Genomic DNA, 16,839 nt, shown 5'->3' with positions numbered 1-16,839 from the left:
CGGTCGATATGAATGAATTCAATCTAAATTTTTATAAAGGGAAGAAAGTTCTGGTGACAGGACATACCGGATTTAAGGGGACATGGCTCTGCAGGATACTTCAGGAGTTGGGAGCGGAAGTGACCGGATATTCTCAGAAGCCACCGACAGATCCATCAATATTCACGCTGACAGATCTGGAAAGTCAGATCCATTCTGTGATCGGAGACATTCGTGATCTGGAGCATATGATACAGGTGTTTAAAGAAACACAGCCGGAGATCGTCTTTCATCTGGCGGCACAGCCGATCGTAAGGGAATCTTACAAAAATCCGGTAAATACTTATGAGACAAATGTTATGGGGACGGTCAATGTACTGGAAGCAGTAAGGCAGTGTGGAAGCGTCCGCTCTTTTTTGAATATAACAACAGATAAAGTTTATAAGAATAATGAATGGGAATGGGGGTACCGCGAAACGGATGAACTGGATGGCTACGATCCGTATTCCAATAGCAAATCCTGCTCAGAACTTGTAACACACAGTTATGAGAAATCTTTCTTGAAAGACATGGATATTGCAGTATCAACTGCGCGTGCCGGTAATGTGATCGGAGGCGGTGATTTTGCAGCAGACCGTATCATTCCGGACTGTGTGCGTGCTGTTTCCGGTGGAAAAAAGATTGCAGTTCGGAATCCACATTCTACCAGACCATATCAGCATGTACTGGAACCATTGGGCGCGTATCTTCTGATCGCGGAAGAACAGTATCAGGACAGCCGGAAGGCAGGATCTTATAATGTAGGACCAGATGACAGAAGCTGTCTGACCACCGGGGAACTTGCAGATCTGTTCTGCACAGCATGGGGAAACGGGGCAGCATGGGAAAATCTCTGTCAGGGAGGTCCTCATGAGGCAAATTTCCTCAAACTGGATTGTTCCCGTATTCGAAACCGGCTGGGCTGGAAACCTCGCTGGCAGGTGGATGAAGCAGTAGTCAACACTGCAAAATGGTATCAGGCATGGCTTGCCGGTCAGAATATGGCAGAATATACGGACTGTCAGATCAAAGAATATTTTGGAATATAAAAGGATAGAAGAAAAGAAAATATGAAAAAGAATAGAGAGGTTATCTGCGCTTTTGCAGCGTGGGTTTTATCGGCATGCTTTTTTATGAGCTGTTTTATGATTCCGGGACTGGCAGAAAAAATCAACAGTCTGGGAAACAGTAACATGCTTGTATATGGAATGTCTCTGATCCTGTTTTGTCTGCTCTTTGTAGCTGGAATGGGAATCGCACACAGGCATGAAGTTGCGGGAAAAACTTTTCCGGAGAATGTCAAAGCCAGAAAAACAGCATTTTGGCTGATGCTGTTTATACAGATTCCGTTCTGGCTGCTTTGTATCTCAGGAGAGACGGAACAGCTTGGATCTGTGGCGGCGAAATACGGATGGCACACACAGCCGGCAGTGATCGCAGCATTTTTGTTTTTGGCAGAACTTGCAATCTTTTTCTGGGCATGTCAAAATGTCTGCTTTCCGGAAAAAGACGGTGAGTGGATTATCCGGCTGGTATATGCAGCGTTGGTGCTCCTCGTTTTTTATAGTATGTACACACCGAATATTTTTGGAAGAGGAGAACTGAGCGATGCTTACCATGGGCACGCATATTTTAATTCTGTCTACAATATTTATCAGGGAATGCCATATACGCATAATGTTACGAGTATTTATGGACATTACGGACTTTTCTTTAAGATTCCAATGGAACTTGTTCATGGTGATTTCAAAGCCTTTGTTGCCATGGTTGCCGGAATTGGAGCCTTTGCACATATCTGTGCATTTCTTATCCTGGAACTGCTGGTCAAAAGCCGTGTGTTGAGGGTACTTGGTGCTTTGGCAGTTACATTTCCTGTACTTGGTATGCGAGGTGGCTTTTACTGGCAGGTTTGGCCGCATCGGGTAATTTTTCCGATGCTGCTGTTTCTGTATGGAGCATGGATCCTCAAAAAAGAGCTGTGCAATTTCTGGACAGCAGTGGGTGGGTATCTGATCTGTCTGCTGGCAATCCTCTGGAATACAGAGACCGGACTGATTCTTACTGTGGCGTGGGCAGGAATGCTTATTTCACGTTTTCTGTCTGTGGGAAAAATAAAGATCCGTAGACTATTGTGGTTAAGCTTTGCACAGTTTGCCGGAATGGCCGGGGCGGTGTTTGGAGCGTATGGAACAGTAAATCTCTATAATATCCTGAAACACAGTCCGGCAAATTCGTTTGAGGACTTTCTGATCCCATTGCTGTCAGGCAGTTATATGACGGGAGTTCTTCATCTGGATATGCCTACAGAACCCAATGCATATATGGCAGTGATCACACTGTTTCTGACCGGAACGGCTCTGGGAATGACCGGCTGGTTCAGTGGAAAAGAGAGACATTGCTGGCAAAAAGAATTTTTGTTTCTTCTGAGTGTCGGATCACTGGGATGTCTGGTGTATTATATTAACCGCCCTGCATATCACAATCTGGACTGCATTACCATGCCGGCTGTGATCATGGCTGCATACTGGGGGCAGAAGGGAATCAAATTTATCAAAAATGAAGAATGGAAAAGCTTTGACAGCCTTTCGCTCAGACATGTGACCGTCAGTGGTGTAGGGCTGATCTGTACGATTGCGGTTCTTGCAATGGCTACCGGAACGGTTCTTCAGTTTGCACAGAACAGCAAGATTAAAGAAAATTATCATAATGTGCAGGAATTTGAGGATTTCGCAGAGCAGATCGCAGCAGTTGTTCCTGAGAATACACCGTCATTTGGTATCAATGTTCCCGAAATCTGCAGCATGCTTCATCGGCGGACAGAATGTTTTACAATGGATTTCAGTGATATGCTCGTTCGCCCGGACAGTTTGAAAGAGCTGAAAGACCAGCTGGAACATGCGGAAGTGCCAGGGGCATTTACCGGAAAATCATCCATGAATATCTGGAAACGGAATGATCCGGAAACATATCGGTGGTTCATGGATCATTATGAACTAAAAGAGACGATTCCTTTTTATGGGGAAAAGTTTCTGTACTATATAAAAAAATAAAATACAGAAGGAGACTATTATGTTTGAAGAAATGACAGAACAGCAGGCCAGAGAGCAGATTCTGGAAATGACAAGAAATTATTGTGAAAAATACCATAACAAAAAGAAACCATATCAGAAAGGTGACCGTATCCCGTATGCGTCCAGAGTTTATGATGCAGAAGAAATGGTAAATCTTGTGGATAGTTCCCTTGAATTCTGGTTGACCGCAGGACGCTATACAGATGAATTTGAACATGCATTTGCAAAATATCTCGGTGTTCGTTACTGTTCCCTGGTAAATTCCGGTTCCTCTGCAAATCTGCTCGCATTTATGACACTGACATCTCCGCTTCTGAAAGAACGGCAGATTCTTCCGGGGGATGAAGTGATCACAGTTGCGGCCGGTTTTCCGACTACAGTTTCTCCGATGATCCAGTACGGTGCGGTACCGGTATTTGTTGATGTAACGATTCCACAGTACAATATTGATCCATCTCTTCTGGAAGCTGCATGGTCTCCAAAGACAAAAGCGGTCATGCTTGCGCATACACTTGGAAACCCATTTGACCTGAAAGCAGTTAGAGAATTCTGTGATAATCATAATCTGTGGCTGATCGAAGATAACTGTGATGCACTTGGATCTGTTTATACGATCAACGGGGAAGAGAAACTGACCGGAACGATCGGAGATATCGGAACTTCCAGTTTTTATCCACCGCATCATATGACAATGGGAGAAGGCGGTGCTGTTTATACAGATGATCCGCTCCTGAACAGAATCGCACGTTCGTTCAGAGACTGGGGAAGAGACTGTATTTGTGCACCGGGACAGGATAATCTCTGCGGACATCGTTTTGACCGTCAGTATGGAGAACTTCCGGTTGGGTATGATCACAAATATGTATACTCTCATTTTGGATATAACCTCAAGGCAACAGATATGCAGGCTGCTGTCGGATGTGCGCAGCTCAGAAAATTCCCGTCTTTTGTGGAAAGAAGAATCCACAACTTTAATTATCTGAAAGAAGCACTGAAAGGTACAGAGGATAAACTGATCCTTCCGGAGGCATGTGCAAATTCAAAACCGAGCTGGTTTGGATTCCTGATCACATGCAAGGAAGGCGTAGACAGAAACAAACTGGTACAGGAGATTGAATCCAGAGGTGTACAGACACGTATGCTGTTTGCCGGTAATCTGACAAAACATCCATGCTTTGATCAGATGCGTGCTTCCGGAAAAGGATATCGTATTGCGGGAAGTCTGGAAAATACGGACCGTATTATGAAAGATACCTTCTGGATCGGTGTATATCCGGGAATGACAGATGAAATGCTGCAGGCGATGGCAGATGCGATCAAGGATGCATTAAACTGATTTACAGCAGAAAGCAGGATGGAAAATAATGATTTTAGATGAAAGACTTCGCTGGATGGGGTTCTGGATGCTGGACAAAATGAAAGGTGGAAAGACCAGAGAATATTATGACCAGATTCGTTATGCCTGGAAAGAAGGCAGCTCTGTTGAGGAGACAGAGAAGAGAATCCAGAATCTGATCGTGCATGCAGTTAAGACTACTGATTTTTATAAAGATTATCCGGAAACCTGTTCTCTTGAGGATCTTCCGGTGGTAAATAAAGATACCTTCCGACAGCAGTATGACCGTTTTGTATCTTCCACATATAAAGATGCACCAGATAACCGGGTAATGTGTACCAGTGGATCGACAGGAACTCCACTCAGAATGATCCAGAATCGTGACAAGATCCGTCACAATACAGCGGGCGGGATTTTTCTCGGAGCGGCAGCCGGATATTATATTGGAATGAAGGAAGCATTTATCCGGGTATGGGTAAATAATGTACGCAAAAGCAAATTTCAGCTTCTGCAGGAAAATCTGATCATGATGGACAGTTCCAGAATGGATGAAAAAGCTCTGGAAGAAATGTTTCATGTGATCGAGAAGAAAAAAGTCAAATGTCTGGTAGGATATTCTTCTGCCCTTGGAGAACTGAGTGAATATATCAGAAAAACAGGAAGAGACTGCAGCAGATGTGTAGTGAAAGCAATTATTCCGATTTCGGAGACAATGCCGGAACCGGTAAGAAGAACTCTGGAAAAACAGTTCAACTGTCCGGTGCGGGCATGGTATTCCAATGAAGAAAACGGAATCATGGGCCTTCAGAACAGGGAAGATGAAGGGTATCATATTGATACAGAAACCTATTATTATGAGATCCTGAAGATGGATTCTGATGAACCGGCAGAACCTGGAGAACTGGGAAGAATCGTGATCACAGATCTTTTTAACTATGCATTTCCGATCCTGCGTTATGACAATGGAGACACGGCAGTTGCGGTCCGGAAAGAAAAAAACGGTCGTTTTAAACTTTATCTTTCAGAACTTTACGGACGACGGAGCGACCTGATCTATGACTGTGAAGGCAAAGCGGTCACGCCGTATATTATTACCAATAATCTGTGGGACATTCAGGGAGTAAAGCAGTATCGATTTATTCAGGAAGATGTCAGAGATTATACGATCTGGCTGAATGGTGATCCGGAAGCAATGGATCGGGAGGAAATCCTGCGTCGTATTCGACCGTATCTGGGAGAGGAAGCCCGCATTAAAGTGGAAATCGTTGATGAGATTCCGGTGCTTGCTTCCGGAAAAAGAAAATACATAGAAAACCGATGTGAAAAATATCAGCAGCATAAAGGATTCTGTGGGTAAATGGCAGGAGGAAACAGTTTGGAAGGCAGAGAACAGAAAAAAGGTATTGCGGTAAATACCCTGTATACGATGGGCGGTCTGCTTTTTATGAATGCAGTGCTCCAGATTGTGATCACTCCGCTTCTTAATAGAATGATGGGAGCAGAACAGCTTGGCGGTCTTTTGTACATTACAGGACTTGTTGCGATCATATGTCCGTCTATCGGGCAGGCTCTGAATAACAGCCGTCTTGTAGTAAGACGGGATTTTGATGTGACCAATGGGGACTATGACTGGCTTTTGCTTGGCTTTGGACTGATCGGAAGTATTGTTGCACTGTTTATGTCCGGCAAAAGCCTGGAAAGTCCGTTGATGGCAGCTGGCGTTTTCCTGATGTTTATGCTGACTGTATTCCGCTATTATGGTGATGTGGAATATCGTCTGAATCTGAACTACCGGAGATATTTTATTTACTATCTTTTGATCGGAATCGGATATCTTGCCGGATTTGGTATATATTGCCTGATCGGACAATGGGTGTGGATCTATCTGATCGGTGAAGCCGCGGCACTGGCTTTTGTCGGTGTTACCGGAAATATTTTTCATCAGTTTTTCAGAAGAAGCGAATTTTTTACGACGGCACTCGGTCGAGGCTTTTTTCTTACGTTATCGTATCTTATTACCAATACGACAATGAATATGGATCGCCTTGTGATCAAACAGATCCTCGGTAATGAACAGGTCACACAGTATTATGTTGTTTCGCTGATCGGAAAGACGCTGGTACTTCTGATCGCGCCAATTAATACGATCGTGATCTCTTATCTTACAAAAAGAAAAGAACGACTGACGCGTTCACAGTTTGGAAAGGCTGTTCTTGCCGGAGGCGGTGTAAGTCTTGTTTTTTTTGTGGCCTGTCAGATCGGAACACCACTTTTTGTGTGGCTGTTTTACAGAAATCTTTATGAGTCGGTAAAAGGAATCGTAACGGTTGTGAATCTTGCGCAGATTCTTGGGCTGTTTTCTGCATTTTTGTTTATACTCGTTCTGACGTTTACAGATGAACGGTGGCAGTTGTGGATTCAGCTTACACATTTTTGTATTTTGCTCGTGTCATCAGTACTTGCGGCACGCACATATGGAATGATGGGATTTGCTGTTGCTTCACTTGGAGCCAATAGTCTCCGTGTTGCAGCAGTAGTGATTCTGGGTATTGTGAAAGCAGGAAAGGATAAAGGAGACAGAAATGCAGACAGGTGAAGTTTTAAGAAGAGAGGTATTTAATCTTCTTGACGCTGCAAAGGGCGGCAGACTGAAAAAATTAAAAGAAGTCAATAAACATGAAATTGTTGAGGGTGTAACAGAAGACTATATGGAAAGAAGAGTACAGACACTTCTTTCTTATGTAAAACAGCACTCTCCTTATTATAAAGAACATCCGGAATGGACGAAACTGGAAGATTTTCCGGTCATGACAAAAGGTGACTTTATCGAACATTATGATGAGGTGCTGGTGGATTGTGTCAGAGAACAGGGAAATCTCTACAGGCTCAGTACCAGTGGTTCTACAGGAACTCCGTTTACAGTACTCTGTGACGGAGATAAAATGAGCCGTGTAAATATGAACTTTATCTCCTGCATGGAACTGAATGGCTTTCGTATGGGAATGAAACGTGGAGAATTTCGTGCGTGGATAAAAGGAAAAAATACGATCAGTAAGTGGAAATCTTTTAAAAATAATCTGATTATGGTGGATATTTCCAATATGGGAGATGAGTCACTGGATAAAATCTGCCGTGATATTGAAAAGAAGAAGATTCAGGTTCTGGTTACGTATTCCAGTGCACTGACGGCGTTGACTCAGTATATCAGAAAAACAGGAAGAGATATCAGCCGCTGGTCTGTTGAAATGGTATTTTCCATGGGAGAAGCACTTCCGCAGGAAACTTATGATCTGACAAAAGAGCTGTTTGGATTTTTTCCGGTACGGTCCTATGGAAATAATGAAAATGGCTTTATTGCAATCCAGCTTGATGAGGATCCGGAATATACGGTTGACCTGTATAATTTTTATCCGGAGATTCTGAAACTGGATTCCGATGAACCGGCGGAGCCGGGAGAACTGGGAAGAATCGTTGTGACAGATTATTATAATAAAACATTTCCAATGGTTCGTTATGATACCGGTGACACAGGGAAAATGCGTGTATATTATGACAAGAACGGCCGGGTGCATGCAAAATATACAGAGATTTACGGACGTCGTGGTTCTCTTATGTATAACACAAAAGGTGAGCCGCTATCAATCCACGTTTTTATGAATACACTGTTGAAGTTCGAAGGAACTGTTTACCAGGCAAAATGCATCCAGTGGAGAGAAAAAGACTATGAACTGTTGGTGAATGCGGACCGTTCCAGACTGGACGAAACAGAACTTCTCGCAGCATACCGATATTACCTGGGTGAAGACGCAGAGCTTCGGATCACCTATGTGGACCAGATCCCGATTCAGGCATCCGGTAAATTTATGGTCTGTGAAAATAAATGGAATGGAAGGAAGCAGGCATAATGAAACAGAAAGTATCGGATTATATAGCGGATCATATAGCAGAGTGGGGAATCCGTGATGTGTTTACCGTAACAGGCGGTGGTGCCATGCATATGAATGATGCTTTTGGACATCATCCGAAACTGCACTGTACTTATCAGCATCATGAACAGGCATGTGCCATGGCTGCAGAGGCTTATGCACGTATGGATAATCGGATGGCAGCAGTCTGTGTGACGACCGGTCCTGGTGCAACGAATGCCATTACCGGTGTGCTCGGCGGTTGGATGGATTCGATTCCTATGCTGGTTTTTTCAGGACAGGCAAGATATGCAACTACGGTTGTAGCGTCCGGGCTGAAACTTCGAAGCATGGGAGTGCAGGAATGTAATATTGTACCGGTTGTGACCTCAATTACAAAATATGCACAGATGATCATTCATCCGGAAGATATCCGGTATCATCTGGAAAAAGCCCTCTATATGGCGGTGAACGGACGACCGGGACCGGTGTGGCTTGATATTCCGCTGGATGTGCAGGGGGCAGTCATTGACACAGAAAAATTGAGAGGATATGATCCACAGGAGAATCCGAAAGAAAAACCGGCAGAAATTTCACAGGATATCATTCAGCAGATTCTGGACAAGATAGAAAAAAGCCGTCGCCCGGTTCTGTTTCCGGGAAATGGAGTACGTCTTGCAGGTGCAATGGATGATTTTCAAAAACTTGTAAATATTCTGGGAGTTCCGGTGATCACCGGAATGAGCAGTGTGGATGCCATGGAGTCTGAACATCCGTATTTTGCCGGAAGAAGCGGAGGAACCGGGACACGTCCGGGAAATTTTGCACTTCAGAACAGCGATGTGCTTCTTTCTATCGGGAATCGCCAGGGATTTGCACAGACCGGTTTTCAGTATCAGGACTGGGCAAGGGGCAGTTATACGATCCTGAATGACATTGATGAAAATGAACTGAAAAAACCAAGTCTCCATGTCAGTCTTCCAGTCTGTGGTGACGCAGGAGATCTGATACGCAAGCTTATCTGTGCGGCAAAACTTCGGGGAGCAGATGAAACAAATCCGTTGTTTAAAGGCAGAGACTGGATACGTCAGTGTCAGGTATGGAAACAGAAATATCCGGTGGTGACAGCGAAACATTATGAGACGGTAGAAGAAGGCTGTACCAATATTTATGCTTTTTATGAAGAACTGTCAAAAGCAATGCAGGAGGGGCAGACACTGATGGTCAGTGTGGGAACTTCCAGAGTGGCAGGAAGTCAGGCATTTCGGGTAAAAAAAGGTCAGCGTTTTATTACAAATCCAAATACTGCGTCCATGGGATTCTGTCTCCCGGCAGCGACCGGAATCTGTGTCGCACAGCCCGGAAAACCAGTAGTCTGTGTGACCGGTGAGGGAAGTCTGCAGATGAATCTGCAGGAATTACAGACAATATGGCAGAACCGTCTTCCGGTAAAATTATTTGTGATCAATAACCAGGGTTATCATTCTATCCGACAGACACAACAGAGTTATTTTGAACCACCGCTGGTGGGAGTTGGAGCAGAGAGTGGAGATCTGAGTTTCCCGGATCTGTCCAAGATCATACCGGCATATGGATTTTCTTATCGGGCAGTGCATGCTGCAGAAGAACTTCCGGAAACACTTCATCAGGTCCTGGAGGAAACCGGGGCATCTGTGTGCGAGGTGTTTGTGACAAAATATCAGAAAACAGAACCAAAAACCTCTGCAAAAAAACTTCCGGATGGAAGTATGGTATCGGCACCGCTGGAAGATATGTATCCTTTCCTCAGCAAAGAAGAACTGGAAGAAAATATGTTTACAGAAACGAATGGAGAAATGCAATGAAACGAATCGTTGTTACCGGAGCAACCAGTATGATCGGAACAGCATTGATCGAAGAATGTATCAGACATGACATTGAGGTTTATGCAGTTGTACGTGCAGGGTCTTCGAAGACAAAACGTCTGCCGGAGAGTGCACGGATACATCAGATAGAATGTGAACTGGAAAAACTGGAAGAACTTCCAGCGAAGATCACCGGAGAATGCGATACGTTTTTTCATATTGCATGGGGAAATACCGGGGAAAATCGAAACAGCAGTACAGAGCTGCAGAGCAGAAATGTCTTTTATACTCTGAAGGCTGTCCGTGCTGCTCATGCAATGGGATGCAAAAGATTTATCGGAGCAGGTTCACAGGCAGAATATGGACCGATGGATGTTCCGCGGATCGCACCGGACAGTCCGGTACATCCGACGACGCCTTACGGTGCGAGCAAGCTCGCTGCAAACCAGCTTTCTTTCATGCTTTGTAAGGAACTTGGAATAGAATGGATCTGGCCGAGAATTTTCAGTGTGTATGGAATATATGAAAAAGAGACGACAATGATCGCTTCTGGTCTGCGCAAAATGCTGAAAGGCGAAAAAACAGAGTTTACCCCTGCAGAACAGAGATGGGATTATCTTTACAGCAAAGATGCAGGGCGCGCATATTATCTGATCGGCGAAAAAGGCAGAGATGGTGCAGTTTACTGTGTGGGAAGCGGGCAGGCACATCCTCTGCGGGAATATATCATGCAGATGGCGGAACTTACCGGAGCGGATTCACCGGGAATCGGCGCGAGACCATATCCGCCGGGAGCAGTGCGGAATCTGTGTGCAGATATAGATAGTCTTACAAAGGATACTGGATTTGTACCGGAATATACCTTTGAAGAAGGAATAAAAGAAACGCTTTGCTGGCTGGAAAGTCAGAATACAGGAGACAGAAAATAATGAGAAAGAAAATTTCGGTGGTAATTCCCACCTATAACGAAGAGGCAAATGTGGTTCCTCTGTCACAGGCGATCATAGAGGTTATGGAGAAAGACCTCAGTGAATATGATTATGAGATCCTGTTTATAGACAACCATTCAAAAGATAATACAAAAGCGCTTCTTCGCGGACTATGTGCAAATAACAGAAAGATCAAGGCAATCTTTAATGCAAAAAATTTCGGACAGGCGAGATCACCGGTGTATGGAATGAAACAGGCATATGGCGACTGTGTGGTACGTATGTGTGCAGATTTTCAGGATCCGGTAGACATGATCCCCCAATTTGTCCGGGAATGGGAAAAGGGAACAAAGATTGTAATTGGAGTGAAGAGTGCAAGTAAAGAACGCCGTGGCATGTACCTGGTGCGTGAATGCTATTACAGACTGATCAATAAGATTACAGATATTGATCATATTGATCAGTTTACCGGCTTTGGTCTGTATGACAGAAAATTTGTGGATGTTGTGCGTGACCTGCATGATCCGATGCCGTATCTTCGAGGCATTATTGCTGAACTGGGATTTGATTATAAAGCGATTGAATATACACAGCCAAAGCGGCGCGCAGGAAAAAGCAAAAATAATTTCTACAGTCTTTATGATTATGCAATGATCGGAATTACTTCTTATTCCAAGGTGGTGATGAGACTGGCAACTTTTGCAGGTTTTATCATTGGAGGACTCAGCCTGGCAGCTGCAGTGGTCTATCTGGTCCTCAAACTCATGTACTGGGATCGCTTTTCAGCCGGAGTAGCACCGATGGTGATCGGTATGTTTTTCCTGGGGGCATTGCAGTTGTTCTTTATCGGACTTCTTGGGGAATACGTTCTGAGCATTAATACCAGAGTTCTTGACAGACCACTTGTGGTGGAAGAAGAACGACTGAATTTTGACGAGCCGGAGGAGGACGAGGAATGACAGATACGCAGAAAAAACCACTGTGGAAAAACGAACTGGTATGGCTGTTTCTGCTCACAAGCGGACTTTTTGCCATTTTGTACAGTAAATTTATTCTGGGTGGATATGCCTATGTGTTTACAGATACAGGAGCAGATACCATGCAGATCAATTATGCCCAGTATAGACTTTTTTCTTCTCTGTTTCGGAGTGGAGAAAGTGGTTATGTGCTGCAGGCGGGACTGGGAATGGATGTGTCATCCTATTATCCGGCATATTTGATTCCCTACAATCTTCTGATCCTGCTTGCTCCGCAGAGACTTCTTCCCTGGGCTGTTCTTGCATCTGCCTATCTGAAGATGATAACGATTTCCCTTGTTGGATATCTGTTTTACAGAAAACTGATGCAGGATGGAATCGGAACTATGGCAGCGGCGCTCGCATGGACCTTTTCCGGTTATGTGATTCTCTGGGGACAGCATTACGGCTTTTGTACCTGTATGGCACTGTTTACAGTCTTTATGTATTTTCTTCAGTGTTATCTGAATGGAGAACAGCGCTGGAAAAGTGCAGGACTCGTGCTCACGGTAACGATGCTGCTGATCTCCAGTTATTATTTCCTGTACATGATCGCTTTTTTTGCTGTATTTTATGTCTTTATTTACAGCATCATGCAGCGATATTCCCTGAAACGTACTGTTGGAAAAGTGGCCGGACTTGGCGGCATGGGAATTCTTGGTGTACTGATCGGAGGTGTGGCACTGGTACCGATCGCAGATACATTTCTGGAGAGTGCCAGGGCAGGGGTACTGGCTGCAAAAGGAACTTCTCATTTACTGAGTCCATATAAAGGAAAAACGCTGGGAACGATCGTGGCCAGATTTTTTTCAAATCATATGCTGGGAATTGACAAAGATTATACAGGATACCTCAATTATTATGAGGGAATGATACTTGCGGTCAGTATCCTGACAGTTTTTGCAGTCAGCTATTTTATTGTAAAGAAAAGCACCCGAGTAAAGGCACTGGTTCTTACGGTGTTTCTGGTCTTCCTGACGATCATGCCGCTTACCAGCCGTATTCTCGTATTTACGAAACATTCCTATCGATGGACGTTTATGATATGTTTTGTGGAAGCACTTGTTATTGGGTGTTTCCTTCAGGAGGTATTCAGAGAAAAGAACAGAAAAACAGTTCTGACCGGCAGCATACTTGCCATTGTTATCTGTGGCGGATTGCTGGCATGGATGTACAGCTTTAAAAATATAAAACCGGACCATAAGGTTACGGCAGGAGTAATAGGATTTTTGGCAGTCTATCTGATATTATTTGCAGTTGGAACTTCTGTAAAAAAAATGTACAGAATTTTTCCGGCTGCTGTATTGCTGGTTCTGATATGTGAGTTGTTTGTTTTGGATTATCCGTCTCTGTGGCATCGTGAATCTCCGACCAGAAATCAGGTGGCAACAGAATATTACAATGATGGGACAAAAGAAGCTGTGGCTATGCTGAAAGAGCAGGATGATTCGGTATACCGTATCGAGAAATCCTATACATCGGCATCAGAAAACGATGGAATGAGTCAGGGCTACAATGGACTTTCGGTGTATATGAGCACCAATCCGGCGTCACTGGTTGCTTATCATAAGATGTACGGACCGGAAACACTGTCCGGTAATTTCGTAGACTTCAATATGGATGACTATATCAGGAGTTCTCTGCTGGGAACGAAATATCTGATCACAGGGACCGGATACCATGCACCTCAGAAGATATATACATCTGTTGGAGAGGCGGGTGGCAGATCAGTCTTTGAGAATCAGTATGCACTTCCATTTGGATATCTGTATGATAAAGAATGGAATCAGGAAGAAGTAAAAGAAATGTCCGGACTGGACAAAACACTGGCTTCTTTGTCTGGCTTTTATTATACGGATGCAGAGGAGACGTCTTCTTATCAGAAGGCGGACCTTCCGGAGCAAACAGACCTGTCGCTGCTGGATTATGCGGATACAGCGACTGACTGTACGATGGAGAAAGGATCAGAAGGCATTACCGTGAGCAATCTCGGCGCAGATCCAAATGTTGTATTTCCAGGCGTGGCGTCCTGTTTTGCAGACAACGACAAGTTGTATGGACTTTCACTGACAGTAGACGCACCTGATGAAACAGAAATGGCTGTTTATTATCAGACAGAGGGAGATGAAGGCTTCTCTGCGGAGAAAGTTTACACATTTAAAGTCACTGAGGACAACAGGACATGGGAACATCTTGTACCTGGGGGAATCACAGAGCTTCGTGTAGATGTAAGTTCTCCGGTTGAATCAGCAGTGATAAATAATTTCGAATTAAAATCCTGCGATATTACGGAAAGTGGTTATACAGCATTGAAGGAATCCGGAGCTGATGAGGTGACATTTTCTGACAGTACATATCAGGCACAGGTAACAAACGATGCATCTGAGAACAAAATGCTGTGTGTTCCGCTGTTCTATCAGAAGGGATGGACTGCACAGATCGATGGAGAGGATGCCGGTGTGTATAATATCAATGAAGGTATGTGCGGAGTGGAAGTTCCGTCTGGAACTCATGAGATTGTATTAAAATATGAAACACCATACCAAAACTATGGCGTGGGAATGACAATCATTGGAATTATAATTTTTATACTGGTCTTTAGTCAGAATTTATATAAATTTTTTGTAAAGTTGTGTTAAAATTCGTTGGAGTGTGTTATAATGGACGCATAGACAACAAAACAGTTGTTTATAAAAATATCATCCAAAATAAACAGCAAAGGGGATGGGACTATGAAATTTATTATTAGTGGAAAGAACATCACAGTTTCCCAGGGACTCAAGACCGCAGTAGAGGATAAACTCGGCAAACTGGAACGGTATTTTACTCCTGACACAGAAGTGGTAGTAACTTTAAGTGTCGAAAAAGAAAGACAGAAAATCGAAGTAACGATCCCGATGAAAGGAAATATCATCAGATCCGAACAGGTAAGCAATGATATGTATGTATCCATTGACCTGGTTGAAGAAGTCATCGAACGTCAGCTTCGTAAATACAAAAATAAAATCGTTGATAAACAGCAGGCAGCTGCAAACTTCCAGAAAGAGTATCTGGACAAGGATTATGAAGAAGATGAAGAGGTTAAGATCATCCGTACCAAGAAATTTGGAATCAAACCTATGTATCCGGAAGATGCATGCGTACAGATGGAACTCCTGGGACATAACTTTTTCGTATTCTTTAATGCAGAGACTGAACAGGTCAATGTAGTATACAAACGTAAAGGAAACACATACGGTTTAATTGAACCGGAATTTTGATTTTAAATCTGAAGTGCAGTCTGGAGCACTTCATATATGCAGTATGAAGTCCCACCCTTCAACTGAGGGGTGGGACTTGTGGGTATTAAATGTAATAGAAGCAGCCGGCATCAGACAAAAGGGAAAGAAGACATGAATAACAAAAAGAATCTCAAAATGAAACCCGTAGGCAGTGAATACATGGAACAGTATAATGCACTTCTTCGTTATGTATTTCAGGTAACTGAGCAGGAGCTGAGTTCCATTGGATGGCAGGAGAGAGAAATTATCCGTGCCAAATTTCCTACCATGGAAAAGGCAGATGTTATAGGATGGTTTGATAATGATACCCTGGTTTCTCAGGTGGCAGTTTATCCGATGCATGTACGGATCTTTGGGCAGACTTATGCGATGGGCGGCCTTACCGGTGTAGGAACCTACCCGGAATATTCCAACATGGGGCTGATGCACAAGCTTCTGGAACAGGCACTCAAGAATATGAAAGAGCGTGGACAGGATATCTGTTATCTTTACCCTTATTCCATACCGTATTACAGACGCAAAGGCTGGGAAATCATTTCTGATAAGATTTCCTATGAAATCAAGGATTATCAGCTCCCGAAGAATCATCAGGTTCCGGGGGATGTCCGCCGTGTGGATACGGAGGGAGAAGAGCTGAAAGAAACCTACAAGCGTTATGCCATGAGAACACATGGTGCGATCCTTCGTGATGATCTGGCATGGAATGAGTACTGGTTGTGGGATTCTGATGATATCATGGCAGCAGTATATTATAATGAAAAAAATGAGCCGGATGGTTATGTGATCTACTGGATAGCCAAAGAAGTATTTCATATTAAAGATATGATTTTTAATAATGAGGAGGCAAGGACAGGTCTCTGGAACTTTGTGGCAGCTCATTTTTCCATGATCAATCAGGTAGAAGGCGATACATATACAGATGAACCGCTGGCATTCCTTCTGGAAGATGCGAGTATCAAAGAAGTGATTTCTCCATATTATATGGGTAGGATCGTTGATTTTGTTTCCTTCATTGAGAAATATCCGTTTAAACCAAGTGTACTTGACCGGGAATGGAAATTCCGCCTGGTCGATCCGATCATGGAATGTAATCAGGGAAATTTCCATCTGATAATCTCAAGGGATGGTCATGGACAGGTTATGCGGATCATGGAGCCATGCGAAGATACGATCAATATTCAGACAATGACCACTATGCTGATGGGCTACAAACGTCCGGAATATCTTGCAAAGATTGGACGTATTCAGGCAGCAGAGTGGACGATTGATATGCTTGAGGATGCGATCGAGCAGCAGACTCCGTATATATCAGATTATTTTTAAAATATTTGAGGAACTCTTGACAATAGTATGTGTGCGTGTTATATTACATATAGAACAAAAGAGATGGACAGGGGATGCGGTGAAAATAACTGCATCTCCTTTTTAGCAATGTGAAC

The 16,839-nt window shown here is 43.7% G+C and carries 12 protein-coding genes; all 12 read left to right on the top strand.

Going from position 1 to position 16,839, the window contains the following annotated elements; translation table 11 throughout:
- The first annotated feature begins 8 nt into the window (after positions 1-8).
- The 12 genes from rfbG (at position 9) to eis (ending at position 16,723) form a co-directional block, all read left to right on the top strand.
- Positions 9-1,067 carry a CDP-glucose 4,6-dehydratase gene (rfbG, locus tag LI112_RS05400; protein ID WP_227190332.1) on the top strand — a complete coding sequence of 353 codons (1,059 nt, stop codon included), beginning with the start codon at positions 9-11 and terminating at the stop codon, positions 1,065-1,067.
- A gap of 21 nt (positions 1,068-1,088) precedes the next feature.
- On the top strand, positions 1,089-3,068 hold the full coding sequence (locus tag LI112_RS05395; protein WP_173908940.1) for a hypothetical protein: 1,980 nt from the start codon (positions 1,089-1,091) through the stop codon (positions 3,066-3,068).
- 19 nt (positions 3,069-3,087) lie between these two features.
- A complete protein-coding gene (rfbH, locus tag LI112_RS05390) occupies positions 3,088-4,425 on the top strand; it encodes a lipopolysaccharide biosynthesis protein RfbH (RefSeq protein ID WP_227190331.1) in 1,338 nt (445 codons plus the stop codon).
- A 28-nt stretch (positions 4,426-4,453) separates the two neighbouring features.
- Entirely contained in the window at positions 4,454-5,782 is a 1,329-nt protein-coding gene (locus LI112_RS05385) for a phenylacetate--CoA ligase family protein (RefSeq protein WP_117739244.1), read from the top strand.
- A gap of 18 nt (positions 5,783-5,800) precedes the next feature.
- The gene (locus LI112_RS05380) at positions 5,801-7,021 is read left to right on the top strand and encodes a lipopolysaccharide biosynthesis protein (RefSeq protein WP_227190330.1); all 1,221 of its coding nucleotides are present in this window, start codon (positions 5,801-5,803) and stop codon (positions 7,019-7,021) included.
- Entirely contained in the window at positions 7,008-8,330 is a 1,323-nt protein-coding gene (locus LI112_RS05375) for a phenylacetate--CoA ligase family protein (RefSeq protein ID WP_227190329.1), read from the top strand. Before LI112_RS05380 ends, LI112_RS05375 begins: the two co-directional genes overlap by 14 nt.
- Entirely contained in the window at positions 8,330-10,174 is a 1,845-nt protein-coding gene (locus LI112_RS05370; protein ID WP_118235967.1) for a thiamine pyrophosphate-binding protein, read from the top strand. Before LI112_RS05375 ends, LI112_RS05370 begins: the two co-directional genes overlap by 1 nt.
- Positions 10,171-11,103 carry an NAD(P)-dependent oxidoreductase gene (locus tag LI112_RS05365; RefSeq protein ID WP_118235966.1) on the top strand — a complete coding sequence of 311 codons (933 nt, stop codon included), beginning with the start codon at positions 10,171-10,173 and terminating at the stop codon, positions 11,101-11,103. The genes LI112_RS05370 and LI112_RS05365 overlap by 4 nt, the downstream gene beginning before the upstream one ends.
- Positions 11,103-12,062 carry a glycosyltransferase family 2 protein gene (locus tag LI112_RS05360; RefSeq protein WP_055066103.1) on the top strand — a complete coding sequence of 320 codons (960 nt, stop codon included), beginning with the start codon at positions 11,103-11,105 and terminating at the stop codon, positions 12,060-12,062. The genes LI112_RS05365 and LI112_RS05360 overlap by 1 nt, the downstream gene beginning before the upstream one ends.
- The gene (locus tag LI112_RS05355) at positions 12,059-14,758 is read left to right on the top strand and encodes a YfhO family protein (RefSeq protein WP_227190328.1); all 2,700 of its coding nucleotides are present in this window, start codon (positions 12,059-12,061) and stop codon (positions 14,756-14,758) included. The genes LI112_RS05360 and LI112_RS05355 overlap by 4 nt, the downstream gene beginning before the upstream one ends.
- A gap of 93 nt (positions 14,759-14,851) precedes the next feature.
- Complete coding sequence (raiA, locus tag LI112_RS05350) at positions 14,852-15,379, top strand: ribosome-associated translation inhibitor RaiA (protein WP_005425827.1); 528 nt, start codon at positions 14,852-14,854, stop codon at positions 15,377-15,379.
- 132 nt (positions 15,380-15,511) lie between these two features.
- Entirely contained in the window at positions 15,512-16,723 is a 1,212-nt protein-coding gene (gene eis, locus LI112_RS05345; RefSeq protein WP_005425831.1) for an enhanced intracellular survival protein Eis, read from the top strand.
- Positions 16,724-16,839 lie beyond the last annotated feature (116 nt).

This window comes from Blautia sp. 210820-DFI.6.14 (assembly GCF_020558815.1).
In the GTDB taxonomy this organism is placed as follows: Bacteria; Bacillota; Clostridia; order Lachnospirales; family Lachnospiraceae; genus Blautia_A; species Blautia_A obeum.
The sequence above is the reverse complement of the archived record's forward strand: the minus strand, read 5'-3'. Positions and strand labels throughout refer to the sequence as shown.